This window comes from Nocardia africana NBRC 100379, from assembly GCF_001612635.1.
Taxonomy (GTDB): Bacteria; Actinomycetota; Actinomycetes; order Mycobacteriales; family Mycobacteriaceae; genus Nocardia; species Nocardia africana.
In genome coordinates, this window is record NZ_BDAV01000025.1 from 32,920 (window position 1) to 50,126 (window position 17,207).

21 protein-coding genes are annotated in these 17,207 nt (G+C 68.2%); 7 read left to right on the forward strand and 14 right to left on the reverse strand.

Annotation, left to right across the window (positions count from 1 at the left end; translation table 11 throughout):
• Positions 1–65: 65 nt before the first annotated feature.
• The gene (locus NA3_RS32745; protein WP_062968352.1) at positions 66–806 is read left to right on the forward strand and encodes a VIT1/CCC1 transporter family protein; all 741 of its coding nucleotides are present in this window, start codon (positions 66–68) and stop codon (positions 804–806) included.
• Here NA3_RS32745 and NA3_RS32750 read toward each other — a convergent pair.
• The gene (locus tag NA3_RS32750; RefSeq protein ID WP_062968354.1) at positions 803–1,462 is read right to left on the reverse strand and encodes a pentapeptide repeat-containing protein; all 660 of its coding nucleotides are present in this window, start codon (positions 1,460–1,462) and stop codon (positions 803–805) included. The genes NA3_RS32745 and NA3_RS32750 overlap by 4 nt on opposite strands.
• Positions 1,463–1,503: 41 nt before the next feature.
• Complete coding sequence (locus NA3_RS32755) at positions 1,504–1,941, reverse strand: hypothetical protein (RefSeq protein WP_062968356.1); 438 nt, start codon at positions 1,939–1,941, stop codon at positions 1,504–1,506.
• Between the two features lie 85 nt (positions 1,942–2,026).
• Between NA3_RS32755 and NA3_RS32760 the strand changes: the two genes are divergently transcribed.
• Positions 2,027–2,812 (forward strand): helix-turn-helix domain-containing protein, encoded by a 786-nt coding sequence (locus tag NA3_RS32760; protein WP_062968433.1) that lies wholly within the window; start codon positions 2,027–2,029, stop codon positions 2,810–2,812.
• A 31-nt stretch (positions 2,813–2,843) separates the two neighbouring features.
• Here NA3_RS32760 and NA3_RS32765 read toward each other — a convergent pair whose 3' ends face one another.
• Positions 2,844–3,458, reverse strand: coding sequence for an NAD-dependent epimerase/dehydratase family protein (locus tag NA3_RS32765; protein ID WP_062968435.1), 615 nt, complete (start codon positions 3,456–3,458; stop codon positions 2,844–2,846).
• Positions 3,459–3,704: 246 nt separating this feature from the next.
• On the opposite strand from NA3_RS32765, the gene NA3_RS32770 reads away from it, so the two are divergent.
• Positions 3,705–4,364, forward strand: coding sequence for a PadR family transcriptional regulator (locus NA3_RS32770; RefSeq protein ID WP_062968437.1), 660 nt, complete (start codon positions 3,705–3,707; stop codon positions 4,362–4,364).
• A gap of 189 nt (positions 4,365–4,553) precedes the next feature.
• On the forward strand, positions 4,554–5,762 hold the full coding sequence (locus NA3_RS32775; protein WP_062968358.1) for an FAD-dependent oxidoreductase: 1,209 nt from the start codon (positions 4,554–4,556) through the stop codon (positions 5,760–5,762).
• A gap of 46 nt (positions 5,763–5,808) precedes the next feature.
• Here NA3_RS32775 and NA3_RS32780 read toward each other — a convergent pair whose 3' ends face one another.
• Complete coding sequence (locus NA3_RS32780) at positions 5,809–7,842, reverse strand: MDR family MFS transporter (RefSeq protein WP_062968360.1); 2,034 nt, start codon at positions 7,840–7,842, stop codon at positions 5,809–5,811.
• Positions 7,843–8,072: 230 nt separating this feature from the next.
• Between NA3_RS32780 and NA3_RS32785 the strand changes: the two genes are divergently transcribed.
• The 3 genes from NA3_RS32785 (at position 8,073) to NA3_RS32795 (ending at position 9,890) form a co-directional block, all read left to right on the forward strand.
• On the forward strand, positions 8,073–8,948 hold the full coding sequence (locus tag NA3_RS32785; protein WP_062968362.1) for an oxidoreductase: 876 nt from the start codon (positions 8,073–8,075) through the stop codon (positions 8,946–8,948).
• A 64-nt stretch (positions 8,949–9,012) separates the two neighbouring features.
• A complete protein-coding gene (locus NA3_RS32790; RefSeq protein ID WP_084492069.1) occupies positions 9,013–9,486 on the forward strand; it encodes a transcriptional regulator in 474 nt (157 codons plus the stop codon).
• Complete coding sequence (locus NA3_RS32795) at positions 9,483–9,890, forward strand: DUF3817 domain-containing protein (protein ID WP_062968366.1); 408 nt, start codon at positions 9,483–9,485, stop codon at positions 9,888–9,890. The genes NA3_RS32790 and NA3_RS32795 overlap by 4 nt, the downstream gene beginning before the upstream one ends.
• Positions 9,891–9,977: 87 nt before the next feature.
• Here NA3_RS32795 and NA3_RS32800 read toward each other — a convergent pair whose 3' ends face one another.
• The 10 genes from NA3_RS32800 to clpS all read right to left on the reverse strand — a co-directional run bounded on the left by NA3_RS32800 (position 9,978) and on the right by clpS (position 17,169).
• Positions 9,978–10,601, reverse strand: a complete 624-nt coding sequence (locus NA3_RS32800) for a non-canonical purine NTP pyrophosphatase (RefSeq protein WP_062968368.1) — start codon at positions 10,599–10,601, stop codon at positions 9,978–9,980.
• Positions 10,601–11,368: a ribonuclease PH gene (rph, locus tag NA3_RS32805; RefSeq protein WP_062968439.1), complete on the reverse strand. Its 768-nt coding sequence runs from the start codon at positions 11,366–11,368 to the stop codon at positions 10,601–10,603. Before rph ends, NA3_RS32800 begins: the two co-directional genes overlap by 1 nt.
• Before the next feature lie 52 nt (positions 11,369–11,420).
• Positions 11,421–12,185: a cyclic nucleotide-degrading phosphodiesterase gene (locus tag NA3_RS32810; protein WP_084492070.1), complete on the reverse strand. Its 765-nt coding sequence runs from the start codon at positions 12,183–12,185 to the stop codon at positions 11,421–11,423.
• 69 nt (positions 12,186–12,254) lie between these two features.
• Complete coding sequence (locus NA3_RS32815) at positions 12,255–13,013, reverse strand: rhomboid family intramembrane serine protease (RefSeq protein ID WP_084492075.1); 759 nt, start codon at positions 13,011–13,013, stop codon at positions 12,255–12,257.
• 141 nt (positions 13,014–13,154) lie between these two features.
• Positions 13,155–14,117 (reverse strand): cysteine synthase, encoded by a 963-nt coding sequence (locus NA3_RS32820; RefSeq protein WP_062968372.1) that lies wholly within the window; start codon positions 14,115–14,117, stop codon positions 13,155–13,157.
• 5 nt (positions 14,118–14,122) lie between these two features.
• Complete coding sequence (locus NA3_RS32825; protein ID WP_039776839.1) at positions 14,123–14,407, reverse strand: MoaD/ThiS family protein; 285 nt, start codon at positions 14,405–14,407, stop codon at positions 14,123–14,125.
• Positions 14,408–14,454: 47 nt separating this feature from the next.
• Positions 14,455–14,877 (reverse strand): M67 family metallopeptidase, encoded by a 423-nt coding sequence (locus tag NA3_RS32830; protein WP_062968374.1) that lies wholly within the window; start codon positions 14,875–14,877, stop codon positions 14,455–14,457.
• Positions 14,878–15,040: 163 nt separating this feature from the next.
• Positions 15,041–16,099 carry a P1 family peptidase gene (locus NA3_RS32835; protein ID WP_227995363.1) on the reverse strand — a complete coding sequence of 353 codons (1,059 nt, stop codon included), beginning with the start codon at positions 16,097–16,099 and terminating at the stop codon, positions 15,041–15,043.
• Positions 16,100–16,142: 43 nt separating this feature from the next.
• The gene (aosR, locus tag NA3_RS32840; RefSeq protein ID WP_062968443.1) at positions 16,143–16,712 is read right to left on the reverse strand and encodes an oxidative stress transcriptional regulator AosR; all 570 of its coding nucleotides are present in this window, start codon (positions 16,710–16,712) and stop codon (positions 16,143–16,145) included.
• A gap of 22 nt (positions 16,713–16,734) precedes the next feature.
• The gene (gene clpS, locus NA3_RS32845) at positions 16,735–17,169 is read right to left on the reverse strand and encodes an ATP-dependent Clp protease adapter ClpS (RefSeq protein ID WP_372464248.1); all 435 of its coding nucleotides are present in this window, start codon (positions 17,167–17,169) and stop codon (positions 16,735–16,737) included.
• Positions 17,170–17,207 lie beyond the last annotated feature (38 nt).

The following is a 17,207-nucleotide window of genomic DNA, read 5'->3' on the forward strand; positions in this document are numbered from 1 at the left end:
GGCGGCCGCGGCTCGCCTGCGCGCGGGTCCACCACCCGGCCCGGTCGGCGGCCTACTCTGCATCCGTGGACGACTCCAACAATGTGCGCGACTCCGGAAGCTGGAAACATCCGCACGAACCACACGGCGGCGGTTTCACATCCCGGCTGAACTGGTTGCGGGCCGGAGTGCTGGGCGCCAACGACGGCATCGTGTCGACCGCGGGCCTGGTGGTGGGCGTCGCCTCGGCCACCGCGGCGACCACGCCCATTCTCACCGCCGGTGTGGCCGGGCTGGTCGCGGGTGCGCTGTCGATGGCGGCCGGCGAATACGTCTCGGTGAGCACCCAGCGCGACAGCGAACGTGCCCTGCTGTCGCTGGAGAAGCGGGAGCTCGCCGAAGATCCCGATTACGAACTCACCGAGCTGACCGAGATCTATCGGAACAAAGGACTCTCGGAGGCGACCGCGCGGCAGGTCGCGCAGGAATTGACCGCCCACGATGCCTTCGCCGCCCACGCCGAGGCGGAATTGGGCCTGGACCCGAACGAGCTGACCAACCCGTGGCAGGCCGCATTCTCCTCGGCGCTGGCGTTCACCTGCGGCGCCCTGCTGCCGCTGCTGGCGATTCTGCTGCCGCCGCCGACCTGGCGCATCCCGGTGACCTTCGCCGCGGTGCTGGTGGCGCTGGCGGCGACCGGATCGCTGAGCGCGCGACTGGGCGGCGGTAATCGGCGCCGAGCCGTCCTCCGAGTGGTGATCGGTGGCGCGCTGGCCATGGTGGTGACCTACGGCATCGGCCAGATCCCCGGGGTTTCCAGCGGCTAGTCGCGGATTCGATTGTCGCGCACGATGATTCCCGCCGCACGCGCGAAGGCGGGCGCCATCTCCATCAGCTGCGGTGTGGTGATGATCGCGCCCTTCAGCGTTCCGATATCCGCGATGAGGTCGAGCGCGGCCGCGCCCCGCACATCCACATCCTTCAGGGTGGCCCCGTGCAGGGCGACGCCTTCGAGCCGCGATCCGGGAAAATCGACCTTCCGCAGTGTGGCGGCGGAGAAGTCGGTATCGCGAAAGACGCATTCGGCGAAGGTGACGCTCTGCAGTGTGGCCGCGCGGAAGTTCACCGATTCGAATTTGCAGCCCTCGAACCGGATGCGGCGCAGCTGCGCGTCGACGGCGATCACTCCCGACCACGCGGAGTCGACGAATTCGGCATCCAGCCATCGTGTTTCGCAGGCGTCGACCCCGATCCACCGCACCCCGCGCAGCCAGACGTCGTCGAATCGGCACTGATTCAGGCTGCCGCCGCCGAGGACCACACCGGTCAGCGCCGACTCGCTGAACCAGGAGCCACCCGCCGACACCTCGTCGAGGGACGTGGCGTCGAGGTGGATCCGCTCGTACTCGGTGTCGGGTGCGAGCGGTTCCCGCAGCGGCGTCAGACTCCGGGCGTAGGGCAGATCGGCGAGGTCGCGAGGCATTCCTGCACCCTAGACATGCGCACCGACAGGCCCGCGGCGGCTCAGTTCACGAATTGGTGGTCGGTGCGCACCCTCCCGTCGGCATCGAAGGTCAGCACCTCGAGTCCGGATCCGGCGACCGTGCCGTCCGCGCGCGAACGCATCACCCAGGTCAGCGCCACGGCGGCCCCGGCGTGGCGCACCGGCTCACCCTCGGGCTCGAAGACATGCTCACCGTCGGCGACGAACATCTCGTATGCCCGGGTGACGCGAGCGAACATCGCGTCGTAGCCACGGACCTCGATCGCCGGTGCCGAAAGCCCGTAGTGACGGGCGGTGTCACGAATCGCCTCGGGCGGGTTGACCAGGATCTGATAGCCGTCCTCGGCCCAGACCTCGCGGATCAGGTCGCGACGCCGGTCGGCATCGGGTTCGTTCCACTGGCCGACCCAGCGGTCGAGCAGATTCTTCAATTCGATATCGGTGGGTTCGTAGCTCATGCCGCCGAGTCTGTCCGCCGGCCCGCACTCGCGCGATTCCCTCCAGGGTATGGCGAAGCGCCACGCCGGGGCCGACGATGATCCCATGACGACAGTCGCGCAACCGGGACCCTTCGCGCAGGAACTGCGGCGCTGGCGAGGGCTGCGGCGGTGGAGCCAGCTCGACCTGGCCATCCGCGCCGATACCACGCAGCGCCATCTCAGTTATCTCGAACAGGGCCGCTCCCGGCCGGGCCGGGCCATCGTGCTGCGGCTGGCGGAGTCACTGGAACTGTCGCTACGCGAACGCAATGCGCTGCTGGCGACGGCCGGTTATGCCCCCGCCTACGACGAATCCGGTATGGACGCACCGCAATTGGCTCCGGTGCGCGATGCCCTGCGCACGATCCTGTCGGGGCATATGCCCTATCCGGCGCTGATCGCCGACCGCTACGGGTGCTTGATCGAAGCGAACGCCGCGTTCGACGTCTTCACCGACGGCTGTGCGCCCGACCTTCTCACCGCGCCGATCAATGTGCGCCGCTTGGCATTACATCCGGACGGGCTGGCGCCGCGGGTGATCAACTTCCCCGAATGGGGCCGGCACGTCACCGAATCCATGCGGGCGCGCAACCGCCGCTCACCGGATCCGCGCGCCGAGGAACTGGTCGCCGAATTCGAGAGTTATCTCCCGGACACCGACCCCGGGCCCGGGTATCTGGGCTTCGCCGTGCCACTGCGGCTGCGCAGCGAGGCCGGCGAGTTGCGTTTGATCACCACGCTGACCTCGTTCGCCACCGCCACCGATGTCTCGCTGGCGGAACTGCATCTCGAGGCCTTCCTGCCCGCCGACGAATCCACCGCCGAACTGCTCCGGCAGCGAGCCGGGTGACCGATCACGCTCGACGGGCCGGCTTCGACACCTATTGCACCGGTTCGAAATCCACGCGTCCGTCTTCGGTCACCGCGTAGATGCCCGAGGCCAGATCCAGCGCGACCACGGTCCGCGCCGCGGCCTCGGCGATATGAATGCGCGGCGGATCGGGCCGGTCGGCGTTGTCCGGATAGTAGGTTCCGGGACCGTAGAACTGGCCGTAGCGCAGCACGACGCCACCGATCCCGAGCACCGCGTCCTCGAGGAACTGCTTGGCGGCCTGTCCCTCTCCGGTCATCTCCCACGCGACGCTCTGGGCGAGAAAGCGTTTCGCGCCCGCGGCCTGGGCCGCGGCGATCAGGTTCGCGGTGCCCTCGCGGCGCATCCGCGCATTCGCCGTCCGTCCGGCGGGCAGATCGGCGGGATCGTCGGGCAGGTCGGTGAGCTGATGCATCACCAGATCGGGCGCGAAGTCGCGCACCGCCTGTTCCAGCGCCGCCGCGTCGTAGACATCGCAGACGACCGGCCGGGCGCCGAAACCGGTCAACATCGACGTCTTCGACTCCGAGCGCGTGAGCCCGGCGACCTCGAATCCGGCCGAGACCAGCAGAGGTGTCAGTCTGGCGCCCAGCACTCCGGTCGCGCCCGCCACAAAGATTCGCACGACGAACCACGATAACCGCCCGGCTCCGGTCGGCCGGTTCGACACTCTCGACCGGCTCACCTCGTCGGCCGCGGTCGTCGCCGCACGTCGGCAGTCCGCCCTCGGCGGTCGCGTCGCTCGTGACGATCCCCCGCGCGGCAGCACGCCACCGTCCGGAGGGCCTGTCGTGTCCACACCTTTGCGTCTCCTCTTGCAGAGCCGATACTCGTGGACGTATATTCGTAGACGAGTAAGGAGGTGCAGGCGATGCCCAAGAAGCGAAAGGTCGCCAATCTGCTGGCCCTGGCGGTCCTGGCGACGCTGATCGAACGTCCCATGCACCGCTACGAGATCGCGGCCCAGATGCGTGAGCGCGGCAAGGACCGCGATATGGACATCAAATGGGGTTCGCTCTACACGGTCGTGCAGAATCTCGAGAAGCACGGATTCGTCGAGGTCATCGGCAGCGAGCGCGACGGCGCGCGGCCCGAGCGGACGATCTATCGGCTCACCGACGCCGGCCGCGCCGAGGCGGAGGACTGGATCCGCGAACTGATCTCGACCCCCGAACCCGAACCCCATCGGTTCGTGGCGGGCCTGTCCGTCGTGGCCCTGCTGCCGCCGGACGAGGTGATCCCACTGCTCGACGAGCGCACCCGGCTGCTCGCCGCGGAGATCGCCGTGCGGCGCCGCGAAATCGAGGAGCAGACCCAGTTTCTGCCCCGGCTCTTCCTGGTCGAGGCCGAATTCGGCGTGGCGATGCTCGAGGCCGAGGCGGCATGGGTCGCCGCGCTGCGCACCGAACTCGCCGCCGGCACCTTCCCCGACATCGATTTCTGGCGGCGCGCCCACTCCGAGCAGATTCCGCCCGCCGAGATCGCCGCGATGGTGGAAGGAGGGACGTTCCGACAGCCGACCGACGACTGATATCGGCAGGACGACAACCACGATACGAACCGGGCCCGGCGAAGTGCGGCAACACCGCGCCGAGCCCGATCCACCTACCTCTCGAACCGCATTCACGCAGGCGAACCCAGCCCGAGTATGGCAACTTCAGGATAACTGGGCAGCGCGTGCGCGAATCGGATCGGGTTCATCCACTCGAGGAGAATTCCCATGTCCGCAGTCACATCCGCCCTCGTCATCGGGGGCGGCGTCGCCGGCCCCGTCGCCGCCACCGCCCTGCGCGCGGCGGGGATCGAGGCCACCGTCTACGAGGCATACCCCGGCCCGGCCTACAACATCGGCAGCGCCCTGGGCTTCGCACCCAACGGCCTGGCCGCCCTGGACATCATCGGCGCCGGCGATGCCGTGCGCGCGATCGCACTACCGATGACTCGCACGGTGATGTCGGTGGGCCACAAGGACATCGAGCTGCCCACCGCCACCGGCCTGGAACCGCTGCAGGCGATCGATCGCAGCGATCTGCATCAGGTCCTGCACGATCATGCCGTCGGCGCCGGCGTGGCCGTCGAATACTCCAAGCGCCTGGTCGGCGTCGAGGAACATCGCGACGGCGTGACCGCTCGGTTCGCCGACGGATCCACCGCCACCGCCGACATCATCATCGGGGCCGACGGCATCAAATCGCGCGTGCGCACGCTCATCGATCCGAACGCCCCGGGAGCCGACTACACCGGCATGCTCGGATTCGGCGCCTACACCGAATGCTCGTATCCGGTCCCCCCGGAGACCATGGTGTTCGCCTACGGCCGCAACGCCTACTACCTGTACTGGTCCATGCCCGACGGCCGGATCGCCTGGGGCGCGAATCTGCCGCAGAAGCAGTACCTTTCGCTGACCGAGGCGCGGGAGGTTCCGGCCGAACAGTGGTTGCGGACATTGCGCGAGGTCTACGCCGAGGACACCCCCGGCGCCGACCTGATGCGCAACACCCCGCCGGAAGAGCTGGTCGTCACCGGCGGCCTGCACATCATGCCGCCGGTGCCGCACTGGTATCGCGACCGCATGGTCCTGGTCGGCGACGCGGTGCACGCACCGTCCAACAGCACCGGGCAGGGGGCGTCGCTGGCCATCGAGAGCGCGGTCCAGCTCGCCCGGTGCCTACGGGATTTCGATTCACCGGCAACGGCTTTCGCCGCCTACGAACGGATTCGGCGTCCCCGGGTGGAGAAGGTCGCGGCCCGGGGAGCCAAGATCAACCAGTCGAAGACCGTCGGCCCGGTGATGCGCCGGATGATGCCGCTGGTCATGCCGCTGGCGACCAAACTCTTCAAGATGGACGAGCTCATGGCCCGCGAACAGAGCTACACCATCGACTGGGACGCACCGGTCGACGAGCGCGCCGAACTCGCTGCCGTGTGAGCGTATTTCCTCGGATTGCCGAATAATGCGCTGCGGCCGGCGGTGATCACACCGTCAGCCGCAGCGCCTCCGGCCGTTCCACTTCCTCCAGCAGTTTCACCGCGATATTGTCCAGGGCCCGGTCGAAGAGGGCGCGATCGTCCGGGTCGGCGCAATCCCAGTCGTCGAGATAGCCGCACAGCCACGTGCGCCAGGCGGCGAGAATGCGGTCGTACTCCGCCTGGCCGGTGGCGGTCAGATCCATTCGGTCACCGTCGAATTCGATGTAGCCGGATCGCACCGCCTTGTCGTACACAGGTTCCAGCACCTCCGGCGGCATCCAGTGCGCTCGCGCCACCGCCGCCAGCTCGGCCGACCCCCGGGCCCGCTGCAACATCTTCACCTGCCCGATGGCCCAGGCCTGATCGCGGCTGAGCGGACTGTCCGCGGCCGCCAGGATGCGCGGATCGGGCAGCTCGTCGTCGCGCAGTTTGCGCAGCACGTTCGCCAGTGAATGTTCCAGGCGCACAGTGCGATCCGGGGAGTCGGGCACCGAGAAGCCGCCGCCCACATCGGCCGCCTCCGCACGCACGCTGTCGCGCAGCGGCACCTGCTTCAGGAACCACGACACGACGAAGCCGACCACGGCCACCGGCACCACCCAGCGGAAGACGTAGTCGATGGTGTCGGCGTAGGCGTCGATGACGGGGATCGCCTGGGCGTACGGAAGCTGGTGCAGCAGTTGGGGACTCTGCGCCACCACGGGCGGCACCCCGGGCACCTCGCTGAGCGCCCGGCGCAGATTGGGTTCCAGCTGATTGCTGTAGAGCGTGCCGAAGATCGCAGTGCCGAAGGTGGATCCGACGGTCCGGAAGAAGGTGACACCCGATGTGGCGGTGCCCAGGTCCTGGTACGGGACGGTGTTCTGCACGACGATCGTCAGCACCTGCATCGCCAGGCCGATACCCAGACCGAGGATCAGCATGTACAGCGATTGCAGCCAGAAGCCGGTGGTCCGGCCCATGGTCGACATCAGATACAGCCCCACCGCCATGACCGCGGTGCCCGCGACCGGGAAGTACTTGTAGTAGCCGGTCCGGCCGACCACCTGCCCGGAGATGATCGAGGTGGTGAACAGGCCGACCACCAACGGCAGCGTGCGCAGCCCGGACGCGGTGGCCGAGACACCGTTGACGTATTGCAGATAGGCCGGCAGATAGGTCATCGCGCCGAGCATCGCGAAGCCGACGATGAAGCTGAGGATCGAGCAGACGGTGAAGACGTTGCTGCGGAACAGATGCATCGGCAGCATCGGCTCGGCCGCGCGAGTCTCGACGAAGACGAATGCGGCCAGCACTATCACCGCGGCCGCGAACAGTCCGATGATGGTCGCCGAACCCCACGGATACTCCTGACCGCCCCATTCCAGTCCGAGAATCAGACAGCTGACACCGATCGCGACCAGTGCGATACCGGCATAGTCGACCACCGGCCGCACCGCCGCGCGGATCGACGGAATCGCCCGTGCGGCAACGGCGATCATCAGAATCGCCAGCGGCACGTTCACATAGAAGCACCAGCGCCAGCTGGCGTGGTCGGTGAACAGCCCACCCAGCGTCGGGCCGACCACGGTGGTGATGCCGAAGACCGCACCCAGCGCACCCTGGTACTTGCCCCGGTCACGCAGCGGGATCACATCGGCGATCAACGCCATCGAGGTCACCATCAACCCGCCCGCGCCGACGCCCTGGATGCCGCGCGCGACGATCAGCAGCGTCATACCGTGGGCGAGCCCCGCCACCATCGACCCGATGATGAAGATCAGGCCGCTGAGCTGGAAGATCAGTTTGCGGCCGAACAGGTCGCCGAATTTGCCGGCCAGTGCGGTGGCGACCGCCTCGGCCAGCAGATACGCCGTCACCACCCAGGCCATATGTCCCGCGCCACCCAGGTCGGCGACGATGGTCGGCAACGCGGTCGACACGATGGTCTGATCGAGCGCGGCCATCAACATCCCCAGCACGACGGTGATGAAAACGACGTTGGCGCGGGTATGACTCACGGGTGCGGGCGATTCGGCGACTGCGGCAACACCGGACATTAGCTCAGTATGTGCCCTTGGCCCGATTCGGTCGGCGCAACACGGCAATACGCCAGCTCGCTTCTCTTTACCGCAAATCTCCGGCATTCACATCGAGCACACAGAGGCCACGATCGATACCCTGATGACACTGTGACCGAACCCTACCGCCAGAACTTACTCTAGAGTAAGGTCTGGCGGTGAGGACGCGACGAGGCTCCTTCCCCGAACGTAAACAGTGAGGTCTCACCATGGCGTGGAATCCCAGCGAGATCCCGGCGCAGCACGGACGCACGTTCGTGATCACCGGGGCCAACGGCGGTATCGGCAAGCACACCACCCGGGCACTGGCCGCCAAGGGGGCGACCGTGATCATGGCCTGCCGCAACACCACGACCGCACAGCAGGTCGCCGACGGTATCGACGGAGACGTCCGGGTATCCGCACTGGATCTGGCCGACCTCGCCTCGATTCGCGAATTCGCCGAGCGCACCGGGGAATTCGATGTGCTGATCAACAACGCGGGGCTGATGAACATCCCCTTCTCGCGGACCAAGGACGGATTCGAAACCCAGTGGGGGGTCAACCATCTCGGCCACTTCGCGCTGACCGGACTGCTGCTGGACCGCATCGGCGACCGGGTGATCAGTCTCGCCAGCATCGCGCACCGGCAGACACCGAAGCTGTGGATCGACGACCTCAACTACGAGAACCGCCGCTACCAGCGCAACCTCGCCTACGCGCAGTCGAAGTTGTCGAATCTGATGTTCGCCCGGGAGCTGCAGCGGCGCCTGGCCGAATCCGGATCCGCCATACGGTCCTATGCCGTCCATCCCGGCGTCTCGCCCACCGATCTGTTCACCCGGACCGAGACCCCCCTCGACAAGGTCGCCAAGCCCTTCATCGCCTTGGCCGGGCACTCCCCGCGCAAGGCCGCGGAGTCGAGCCTCTACGCGGCCACCGTTCCGGACGCCGATCCGAACATCTACTGGGGACCGACGCTGCTGTTCGGTTCCCGCGGTCCGGTCCGGCCGTCACCGTCGAGCGCGCTGTCGAAGAACACCGATCTGCAGCGGCGGCTGTGGGAGGAATCCGAGCGCCTGACCGGTGTGACCTACAAATTCTGACCAGCGGTGATCGCCGGGCACCTCACACTACGGCCCGTGTAGTAGACCGGGTACCGTGGTAGGCGTGTCCGCTCCACATCGTCGCCCGGCTCTGATCATCTTGGTGATCGTGGCCGCGCTGGCCTGCCTGGGGCTGGGCTGGTGGCAGTGGGGACGATTCGAATCCTCGTCCGGAACCGCGCAGAACCTCGGTTACGCATTGCAATGGCCGCTGTTCGCCGGATTCGTGATCTTCGCCTATTTCCGGTTCGTGCGACTGGAACGCGATACCGCCGCCCAGCACACCGAGGCGACGGAGTCGGCCGAGGCATCGAGCCCGGCCGAACCCGCGACCCCGGTTCGACGGAAGGCCGGACGGGCTGCCCCGCGCGAGATTCCGGCCGGCATCCTGCCCGAACGGCCCACCGCCCCCCGCGACGACGATCCGGTGCTGGCCGAATACAACAAATATCTTGCCGATCTGCACGCACAGGATGTGCGCGAGCGGATGCACGCCGTGGGGCTCGACGGCCCCGACACCGAGAGGAGAGCCGGTTGAGCGCCGACCACCCCACCACCCCGGCCGCCACCACCACACCGGCACCGGCCGCCGCGCCCGCCCCCGCGGCCCGCGACACCGGCCGCATCCGGTCGGCGCTGACCCGCTACCGCGTGCTCGCCTACATCACCGGTGTCTGGCTACTGCTGTTGTGCGCGGAGATGGTGTACAAATACCTGCTGCTCGACGACAGCAGCAAGGCGCCGCACTGGCTGTTCTACATCGGCCAGATCCATGGCATCTTCTACATGCTGTATCTGGTGTTCACCATCGACCTGGGCATCAAGACGCGCTGGAAGCCGCTGACGCTGGTGATCACCGCGCTCGCCGGTACCATCCCGTTCCTGTCCTTCGTCTGCGAGCACTACCGCACCCGCCAGGTCCGCGCCGAATTTTTGAGCTGAGCCGCTGAGCCGCCTCTCCGGGGTTTTGGGCCAGACCTAGGCGCGGGGAGACGCGCGTTGGCGGCCGGCGGTCAGGCCGGTAGCCAGTCAGCCCGTACCCGGTGAGGACTTCGCCAGGTCGGCCAAGGCCGGGAGCAGGGCGCGCAGGGCTCGGCCGCGGTGTGATGCGGCGTCCTTGTCCGCCGGGGTGAGCTGGGCCGCAGAGACCGTTCCGCCGTCCGGGACGAACAGCGGGTCGTAGCCGAAACCGCCGTCGCCGACCGGCTTTCGCGCGATCGTTCCCGGCCATTCGCCGATTGTGACGACCTCGCGGCCGTCGGCGACCAGGGCACAGGCCGAGACGAAGCGGGCGCCGCGGCGTTCGTCGGGGACGTCGCCCAGCTGGGCCAGCAGCAGGTCGTTGTTCGCCGCATCGTCGCCATGGCGGCCCGCCCAGCGCGCGGACAGCACGCCCGGCATACCGTTGAGGGCGTCCACCGCGAGGCCGGAATCGTCTGCCACACAAGGCAATCCGGTCGCCGCCGCACCGTCGCGAGCCTTGGCGAGAGCGTTCTCCTCGAACGTCGCGCCCGTTTCGGGGGCCTCCGGGAACGGCGGCACCTCGTCCAGGCCGATGATCTCGAGACCCGCGACTCCCGCCTCGTCGAGGATGCGGCGCAATTCGTCGAGCTTCTTGGCGTTGCGGCTGGCCACCAGTACCCGGCGCGCCATTACTTCCTCTTCTCCCCCGGCTCGGGCAGCTGCCCCGGATACGGAAGCGCGAGCGCCTGCTTCTGGACCTCGAACAGCTGCTCGCAACCGGCAAGCGCGGAATCCAGCAGCTTGTCCAGGGTCGAGCGCGGGAAGGTGGCGCCCTCGCCGGTGCCCTGGATCTCGACCAGGGTGCCGGTGTCGGTCGCGACGACGTTCATGTCGACCTCGGCGCGCGAGTCCTCCTCGTACGGCAGGTCCAGGCGCACCCGCCCGTCCACCACACCGACGCTGACCGCGGCGATCATGCACGAAATCGGCTGCGGGTCGGCCAGGCGGCCGGCGGCGCCCAGGTAGGTGATCGCGTCCGCCAGCGCCACGTAGGCGCCGGTGATCGCCGCGGTGCGGGTGCCGCCGTCGGCCTGCAGAACATCGCAGTCCAGGGCGATGGTGTTCTCGCCGATCGCGGCCAGGTCGATGCACGCCCGCAGCGACCGGCCGACCAGACGGCTGATCTCCTGGGTGCGCCCGCCGACCTTGCCCTTCACCGACTCACGCCCGCTGCGGGTGTGGGTGGCGGCCGGTAACATCGCGTATTCGGCTGTGAGCCAGCCCAATCCGGAGTCGCGCCGCCACGGGGGCACGCCCTCGGTGACGCTCGCGGTGCACATGACCCGCGTCTGACCGAATTCGACCAGTACCGAACCCGCCGGATGCGTGGTGAATCCCCGGGTGATCCTTACCTCGCGGAGTTCGTCGTCCGCTCTGCCATCGGCTCGTCTAGACACCACGCCAGCCTAAGGGATGGGTACGACGCCTCTACCCCGGCGGGGTGGGTGCTCAGATTTCGATGACCTCACCGGGTGACACCGCGTGCACGGGGCCGCTGAACTGCGCCTTGGCCTCGGCGATGACGTCCTCGCGCGAGGTCCACGGCGGAATGTGGGTGAGCAGCAGCTCGCCGACACCCGCACGGGCGGCGATCATTCCGGCCTCGGTACCCGAAAGGTGAATGCCCGGTGGACGATTGGCCGGATCGTGCGTCCACGAGGCCTCCGACAACAGGATGTCGGCACCCTCCGCCAATTCGAACACGGCGGGGCACAGTGCGGTGTCACCGGTGTAGACCAGGACGCGGCCGGTGGCGGTGGTGATACGCAGGCCGTAGGACTCCGGCGGGTGGTACATACGGCGGGCGACCACCGTGTGGCCGGGACCGAAGGGCACCTCGGCGCCCTCTTCCCAGGCGCGCATATCGATCACGTCGGACCAGTCGTCGCATTCGCCGCCGATCTCGGCCGAGGCATTGCCGATCCGCAAGGCCGAATCCGAGGGGCCCTGCACGATCGCCTTGCCGGTCGGCGGGTTCGGGTGGTACCGCCGCCACACCAGCAATCCGGGCAGGTCCAGGCAGTGATCGGCGTGCAGATGAGTAAGGAAGATGTCGACCTCACCGGGATCCAGGTAGCGCTGCAACGCACCCAGCACGCCGGGACCGAAATCGATCACGGTGGGGGTCATATCCGGACCGGTCAGCAAATAGCCCGACGCAGGGGAATCCGGGCCGGACACACTGCCCGAACACCCGAGGACGGTGAGTCGCATTCCCCCATGCTGCCACGCTGCATTCTCACTCAACTGGGGATCCCCCAAATCGCCGGCCGAGTTCCGCAGTCACCCCGACGATGCGGGGCGGCCGGCACTCTCCCCGCGACGATGACGACGTTCATTCGATGAGAGTACCCAGCCGGCCAGTAGTCCACCCAACGCACCGAAAAGATGCCCTTGCCAAGAGATTCCGGCCTGGCCGGGCAGCACACCCCACAGAATCGAGCCGTAGAGCAGACCCACGACGACACCCACCAGGATCTGCCACAGGTGGCGGGTGAACAGGCCGCGCGAGATCAGATAGGTGAGCCAGCCGAACACCAGGACCGAGGCGCCGATATGCACCGAACCGCTCGCCCCGGTGAGCCAGGTGCCGACCCCGGCCACCACCCAGACGATGGCGGTGGCGGCCAGACCGCGACCGATGCCGGTGAGCAGCGTCAGCAGTCCGAGCACGATCACCGGCAGCGTGTTGCCGACCAGATGCGCCCAGTTAGCGTGCAGGACGGGGGCGAAGACGATGCCCTCCAGCCCCTCGGCCGTCCGGGGCCGCACCCCCGCACCGTCGAGGTCGTGATGGGAGACGGTATCGACCCCTTCGACCGCGTACAGCAGCGCCACGAAGCCGAGGGTCATCGCAATCGCGCGCTGCCACAACAACTTCAGCGCGGCGGTACGCCCGGACTCGGAGGCCGGCGCGGCGGGAGCGGGCCGGGGCGAGGGGAATGGCGAACCGGGCGGTGCGGCACCGGCGGGCGATCCCGCGGACTTCTGCAGTTCGGCCCGCAGCGCGGCAATCCGATCCGGGTCGAAGGACGGACCCATCTGCTCGGCCACCGCCATCACCTCCTCGCGAGACCGGCCGTCCGGTCGCTCGCCCTCAACGGTACCGCTGCGGCGAGGACCGGTACCCGGACCGGCGATTCGGCCGCGGGGCGACCGGTCGACCGGAACCAGCCGGGACTGCTAGGCCCAGAGCTGACCCTCGAGCCGTTCCTCGGCTTCCTCGAGCGTGCCGTCGTACGCGCCGGTCGACAGGTACTTCCATCCGCCGTCGGCCACCACGAACGCGATATCGGCCCGCGTACCCGCGCGCAACGCCTTGTTACCCACGCCGAGAGCGGCGTGCAGGATCGCACCGGTCGAGATGCCGGCGAAGATGCCCTCCTCCAGCACCAGCTCCCGGGTGCGCCGCACCGCGTCGTAGGGCCCGACGGAGAACCGCGAGGTCAGTACCGATTCGTCGTAGAGCTCCGGAATGAAGCCCTCGTCGATGTTGCGCAAGCCGTAGACCAGTTCGCCGTACCGCGGCTCGGCGGCCACGATATCGATCTCCGCGACGTTTTCACGCAGGTAGCGGCCGGTTCCCATCAGAGTCCCGGTGGTGCCCAGACCGGCGACGAAATGGGTGATCTCCGGCAGGTCCGCCAGGATCTCCGGGCCCGTGCCCCGGTAGTGCGCATCGGCGTTGGCCGGATTGCCGTACTGATACAGCATCACCCAGTCGGGATGTTCGGCGGCGATCTGCTTGGCCTTGGCGACGGCTTGGTTGGAGCCACCGGCGGCCGGGGAGTCGATGATCTCGGCGCCGAACATGGTCAGCAGCTGGCGTCGCTCGACCGAGGTGTTCTCCGGCATCACACAGATCAGGCGATAGCCCTTGAGCTTGGCGGCCATGGCCAGCGAGATACCGGTATTGCCACTGGTCGGCTCCAGAATCGTGCAGCCGGGCCGCAGCGTGCCGTCGGCCTCGGCCTGTTCGATCATGCGCAGGGCGGGGCGGTCCTTGATCGACCCGGTCGGGTTGCGGTCCTCGAGTTTGGCCCACAGCCGGACGTGGTCGTCACCGTCCCATCGGGGCGACAGCGTCTTCAGACCCACCAGCGGGGTGTTGCCGAGGGTCTCGATCAGCGATTCGTAGCGTGCCACGGAAATCAGCGGCCGAGCGCGCCGCCGGCGACGGCAGGCAGAATAGTCACCGACCCGTTGGCCGGCACCTCGGCCTCCAGCCCGCCGGCGAAGCGCACGTCCTCGTCGTCGACGTAGATGTTGACGTAGCGGTTGAGCTTGCCGTCGGACAGCAGGCGCTGTTCGAGTCCGGGGTAGTTGGCCTCGAGGTCGCCGATCACCTCGGCGAGGGTGGAACCGGTCGCCTGGACCCGCTTCTCACCTCCGGTGAGGGTGCGCATGATGGTCGGGATGGACACGGTTACCGACATGGGTGCTCCTGTTTCTTCTGGTCGCCTGGGTCGCGGACGCGTCGGGCTCAGGCCCGGGGGTATTCGGTCACGATCTTCACCGGCTCCTCGGTGACCACACCGTCGAGGATCCGGTAGCTGCGCAGTTCGTGCTCCTGCGGGTCCCGCGTGGACACCAGCACGTAGTGGGCGTTCGGCTCGGAGGCGTACGAGATGTCCGTCCGGCTGGGATAGGCCTCCGTGGCGGTGTGCGAGTGATAGATCACCACCGGCTCCTCGTCGCGGTCGTCCATCTCCCGCCAGACCCGCAGCTGTTCGCCGGAGTCGAACCGGTAGAAGGTCGGCGAGCGCTCGGCGTTGATCATCGCCACGAATCGCTCGGGGCGGTCGGAGCCCTCCGCGCCGGCGATCACACCGCAGGCCTCGTCGGGATGATCGGCGCGGGCGTGCGCCACCATCGCATCCACGAGATCGGCCCTGATCACCAGCACAGTTCGAATCCTTCCGCTCACGCCCTCGACGCGCCCGCCCGCGCGGGTCGTATCGCTGCCGTCAACGGCCGAGGATATTCGGCTATTCCCACCCACCGCGCGGGCGGGCCTGATATAGCGCGTCCTACGGCCGCGGAATACCCCGGGCGGGGCCGGTCGCCACTCAGCCGAACAACTCGCGGTAGGTCGGAATGCCCGCCACCGGGCTCGCCCGCAGGACCGCGTCCACGATCGCCCGTTCCACGCAGACCGCGGCCGCGGTGCACAGCTCGTCGAGCAGCAGTAGATCCGCCGGAAACGCGGGTGGCAGTGCGATATTCGATTCCGCGGTCACCGCGCCGGTCGCCAGCGCGAACAGCGTGTCGCCGTCGAGTGGGGAATGAGCGGGGCGGATCGCGCGCGCCAGCCCGTCGTGCGCGGTGACGGCGAGGCGGCGGCATCCCGCCGGATCCAGCGCGGCATCGGTGGCCACCACACCGATGGTGGTGTTGAGCACCGTTCCCTTCACCGGCAGAGCATTGGCGCGGGCCAGCGCTTCGGCGGACGCGGGTGCCATACCGAAATGCTCCGGTCCGTCGGTACCGGCGCCCCACGGCAGACCGGTACGCGGATCGAATACCGAGCCGACCGGATTGGCGACCACCAGCGCCCCGACGGTGTGCCCGGCGGCCGCGCCCGCGGTGAAATGCACACTGGCCGTGCCGATTCCGCCTTTGAGGGAGCCGGCACGCGCACCGGTACCGGCGCCCACACTGCCGCGCTCGAACACCTCACTCGCCGATTGCGTTGCGCGATAACCGAATTCCGCGGTCGGCCGGATATCCCACGCTCCCACCGGGAGATCGAAGATCACCGCGGCCGGGACGATCGGCACCACCCGCGAGGGATCGGCCGGATCCATCGGAATGCCCTCACCGTCCTCCTCCAGCCGGCGCATCACCCCGTCGGCGGCCGCCAGCCCGTAGGCACTGCCGCCGGTGAGCAGCACCGCATTCACCTGCCGCACCGTCTGTCCGGGATCGAGCAGATCGGTTTCCCGGGTGCCCGGTCCCCCGCCCCGCACGTCGACCGAGGCGGTGGCGCCGCCGGGCACGCGCACCACGGTGCAGCCGGTCGCGGCGCCGGACCCGAGCGTCGCGTCCGGATCGAGTTCGTGGTGGTGGCCGACGAGCACACCCGCCACATCGGTGATCGAATCCCGAGGTCCCGGCACCGAAGTCACATGTCCTCCTGCAGAGGTGGGCATCCGCGCACGAGAGCGGAGGTCAGGGAGCGAGGGCGTGCAGCAGCGAATCCTGCATCCAGGTGAGCCAGTGGTAGACGTCCAGATGCGGAGCGCGCGGATCGTCCGGGTCGAGCTGGTCCGGCGTGTCGGCGTCGATGCCCAGTGCGGTACCGAGCGCCAGCCGCACGTCGTTGAGCGCGTTCAGCCAGGCGTCGGCCTGTTCGGGGGTGAGCACGATCTTGCCGCCGCGCTCGGGCAGGGTTTCCAGGACCACCGTGCCGGCGGCAACCTTCGCGTCGATGATCTCGGGTTCGTGCAGGCTACGCAGGGCGCTGTTGAGATCGGCGCGGTCGGCGTCGGGAGAACCGGGTTCCTTGCGATGGAAGTCGGGTAGCAGCCGCGCCAGCCGCGGATCCTCCGGCGGAACGCTGTTGCCGGTGCGAAGTCCGGTCAGCTCCGCCAGATCGTCCTCGGGCGAGGATTGGGCCCGATCGGTGAGCAGTCCGGTGACCGCCCCCACCAGCGAACGCAGGACGTCCGCTTCCCTGGGGTCCATTTCCGACCGCAGCTTGAGCCCGCTCAGCGAGTTCTTCCTGCTCCACTTGCGCACGGGGCTACCGTAGCCGTCGCGGTCACTGGTCACGTTGCATGGTCGCCCAGAGTCCGGCGGCATGCAGACGCTGGACGTCGTGCTCCATCCTGTCCCGGGACCCCGACGACACCACCGCCTTGCCCTCGTTGTGTACCTGCAGCATCAGCTCGGTTGCCTTGGCTTTGCTGTAACCGAACAGCTTTTGGAAGATGTAGGTGACGTAGTGCATCAGGTTCACCGGGTCGTCCCAGACCACTGTGACCCACGGCCGGTCCTCGGCCTCCAGGATCTCGGTGACCTCGACCGTTTCCGGTGTGGCCTGAGCCGCCGACAACTGTCCGGCGACGACGCACACCCGGCTACTCCGTCCCGCCCACGACTGCCCCGGCCACGCCGTGTCCTGCGGGCCCGTCGATCGCGCCGCTGCCTGGTTCGCGCCGACCGGACCGGCGGCGATCCGGACGGCGTCTCTCATGCACAGACCCATACCCTCAGAGTACGACGCGCCTCCGG

What these genes read in the sequence shown, in the direction of transcription:
- NA3_RS32750 (WP_062968354.1), bottom strand. Translation starts at nt 1,462, where the DNA reads ATGCCTCGCGACCTCGCCGATCTGCCCTACGCCCGGAGTCTGACGCCG.
- NA3_RS32755 (WP_062968356.1), bottom strand. Translation starts at nt 1,941, where the DNA reads ATGAGCTACGAACCCACCGATATCGAATTGAAGAATCTGCTCGACCGC.
- NA3_RS32760 (WP_062968433.1), top strand. Translation starts at nt 2,027, where the DNA reads ATGACGACAGTCGCGCAACCGGGACCCTTCGCGCAGGAACTGCGGCGC.
- NA3_RS32770 (WP_062968437.1), top strand. Translation starts at nt 3,705, where the DNA reads ATGCCCAAGAAGCGAAAGGTCGCCAATCTGCTGGCCCTGGCGGTCCTG.
- NA3_RS32775 (WP_062968358.1), top strand. Translation starts at nt 4,554, where the DNA reads ATGTCCGCAGTCACATCCGCCCTCGTCATCGGGGGCGGCGTCGCCGGC.
- NA3_RS32780 (WP_062968360.1), bottom strand. Translation starts at nt 7,842, where the DNA reads ATGTCCGGTGTTGCCGCAGTCGCCGAATCGCCCGCACCCGTGAGTCAT.
- NA3_RS32785 (WP_062968362.1), top strand. Translation starts at nt 8,073, where the DNA reads ATGGCGTGGAATCCCAGCGAGATCCCGGCGCAGCACGGACGCACGTTC.
- NA3_RS32800 (WP_062968368.1), bottom strand. Translation starts at nt 10,601, where the DNA reads ATGGCGCGCCGGGTACTGGTGGCCAGCCGCAACGCCAAGAAGCTCGAC.
- NA3_RS32810 (WP_084492070.1), bottom strand. Translation starts at nt 12,185, where the DNA reads ATGCGACTCACCGTCCTCGGGTGTTCGGGCAGTGTGTCCGGCCCGGAT.
- NA3_RS32815 (WP_084492075.1), bottom strand. Translation starts at nt 13,013, where the DNA reads ATGGGTCCGTCCTTCGACCCGGATCGGATTGCCGCGCTGCGGGCCGAA.
- NA3_RS32825 (WP_039776839.1), bottom strand. Translation starts at nt 14,407, where the DNA reads ATGTCGGTAACCGTGTCCATCCCGACCATCATGCGCACCCTCACCGGA.
- clpS (WP_372464248.1), bottom strand. Translation starts at nt 17,169, where the DNA reads ATGAGAGACGCCGTCCGGATCGCCGCCGGTCCGGTCGGCGCGAACCAG.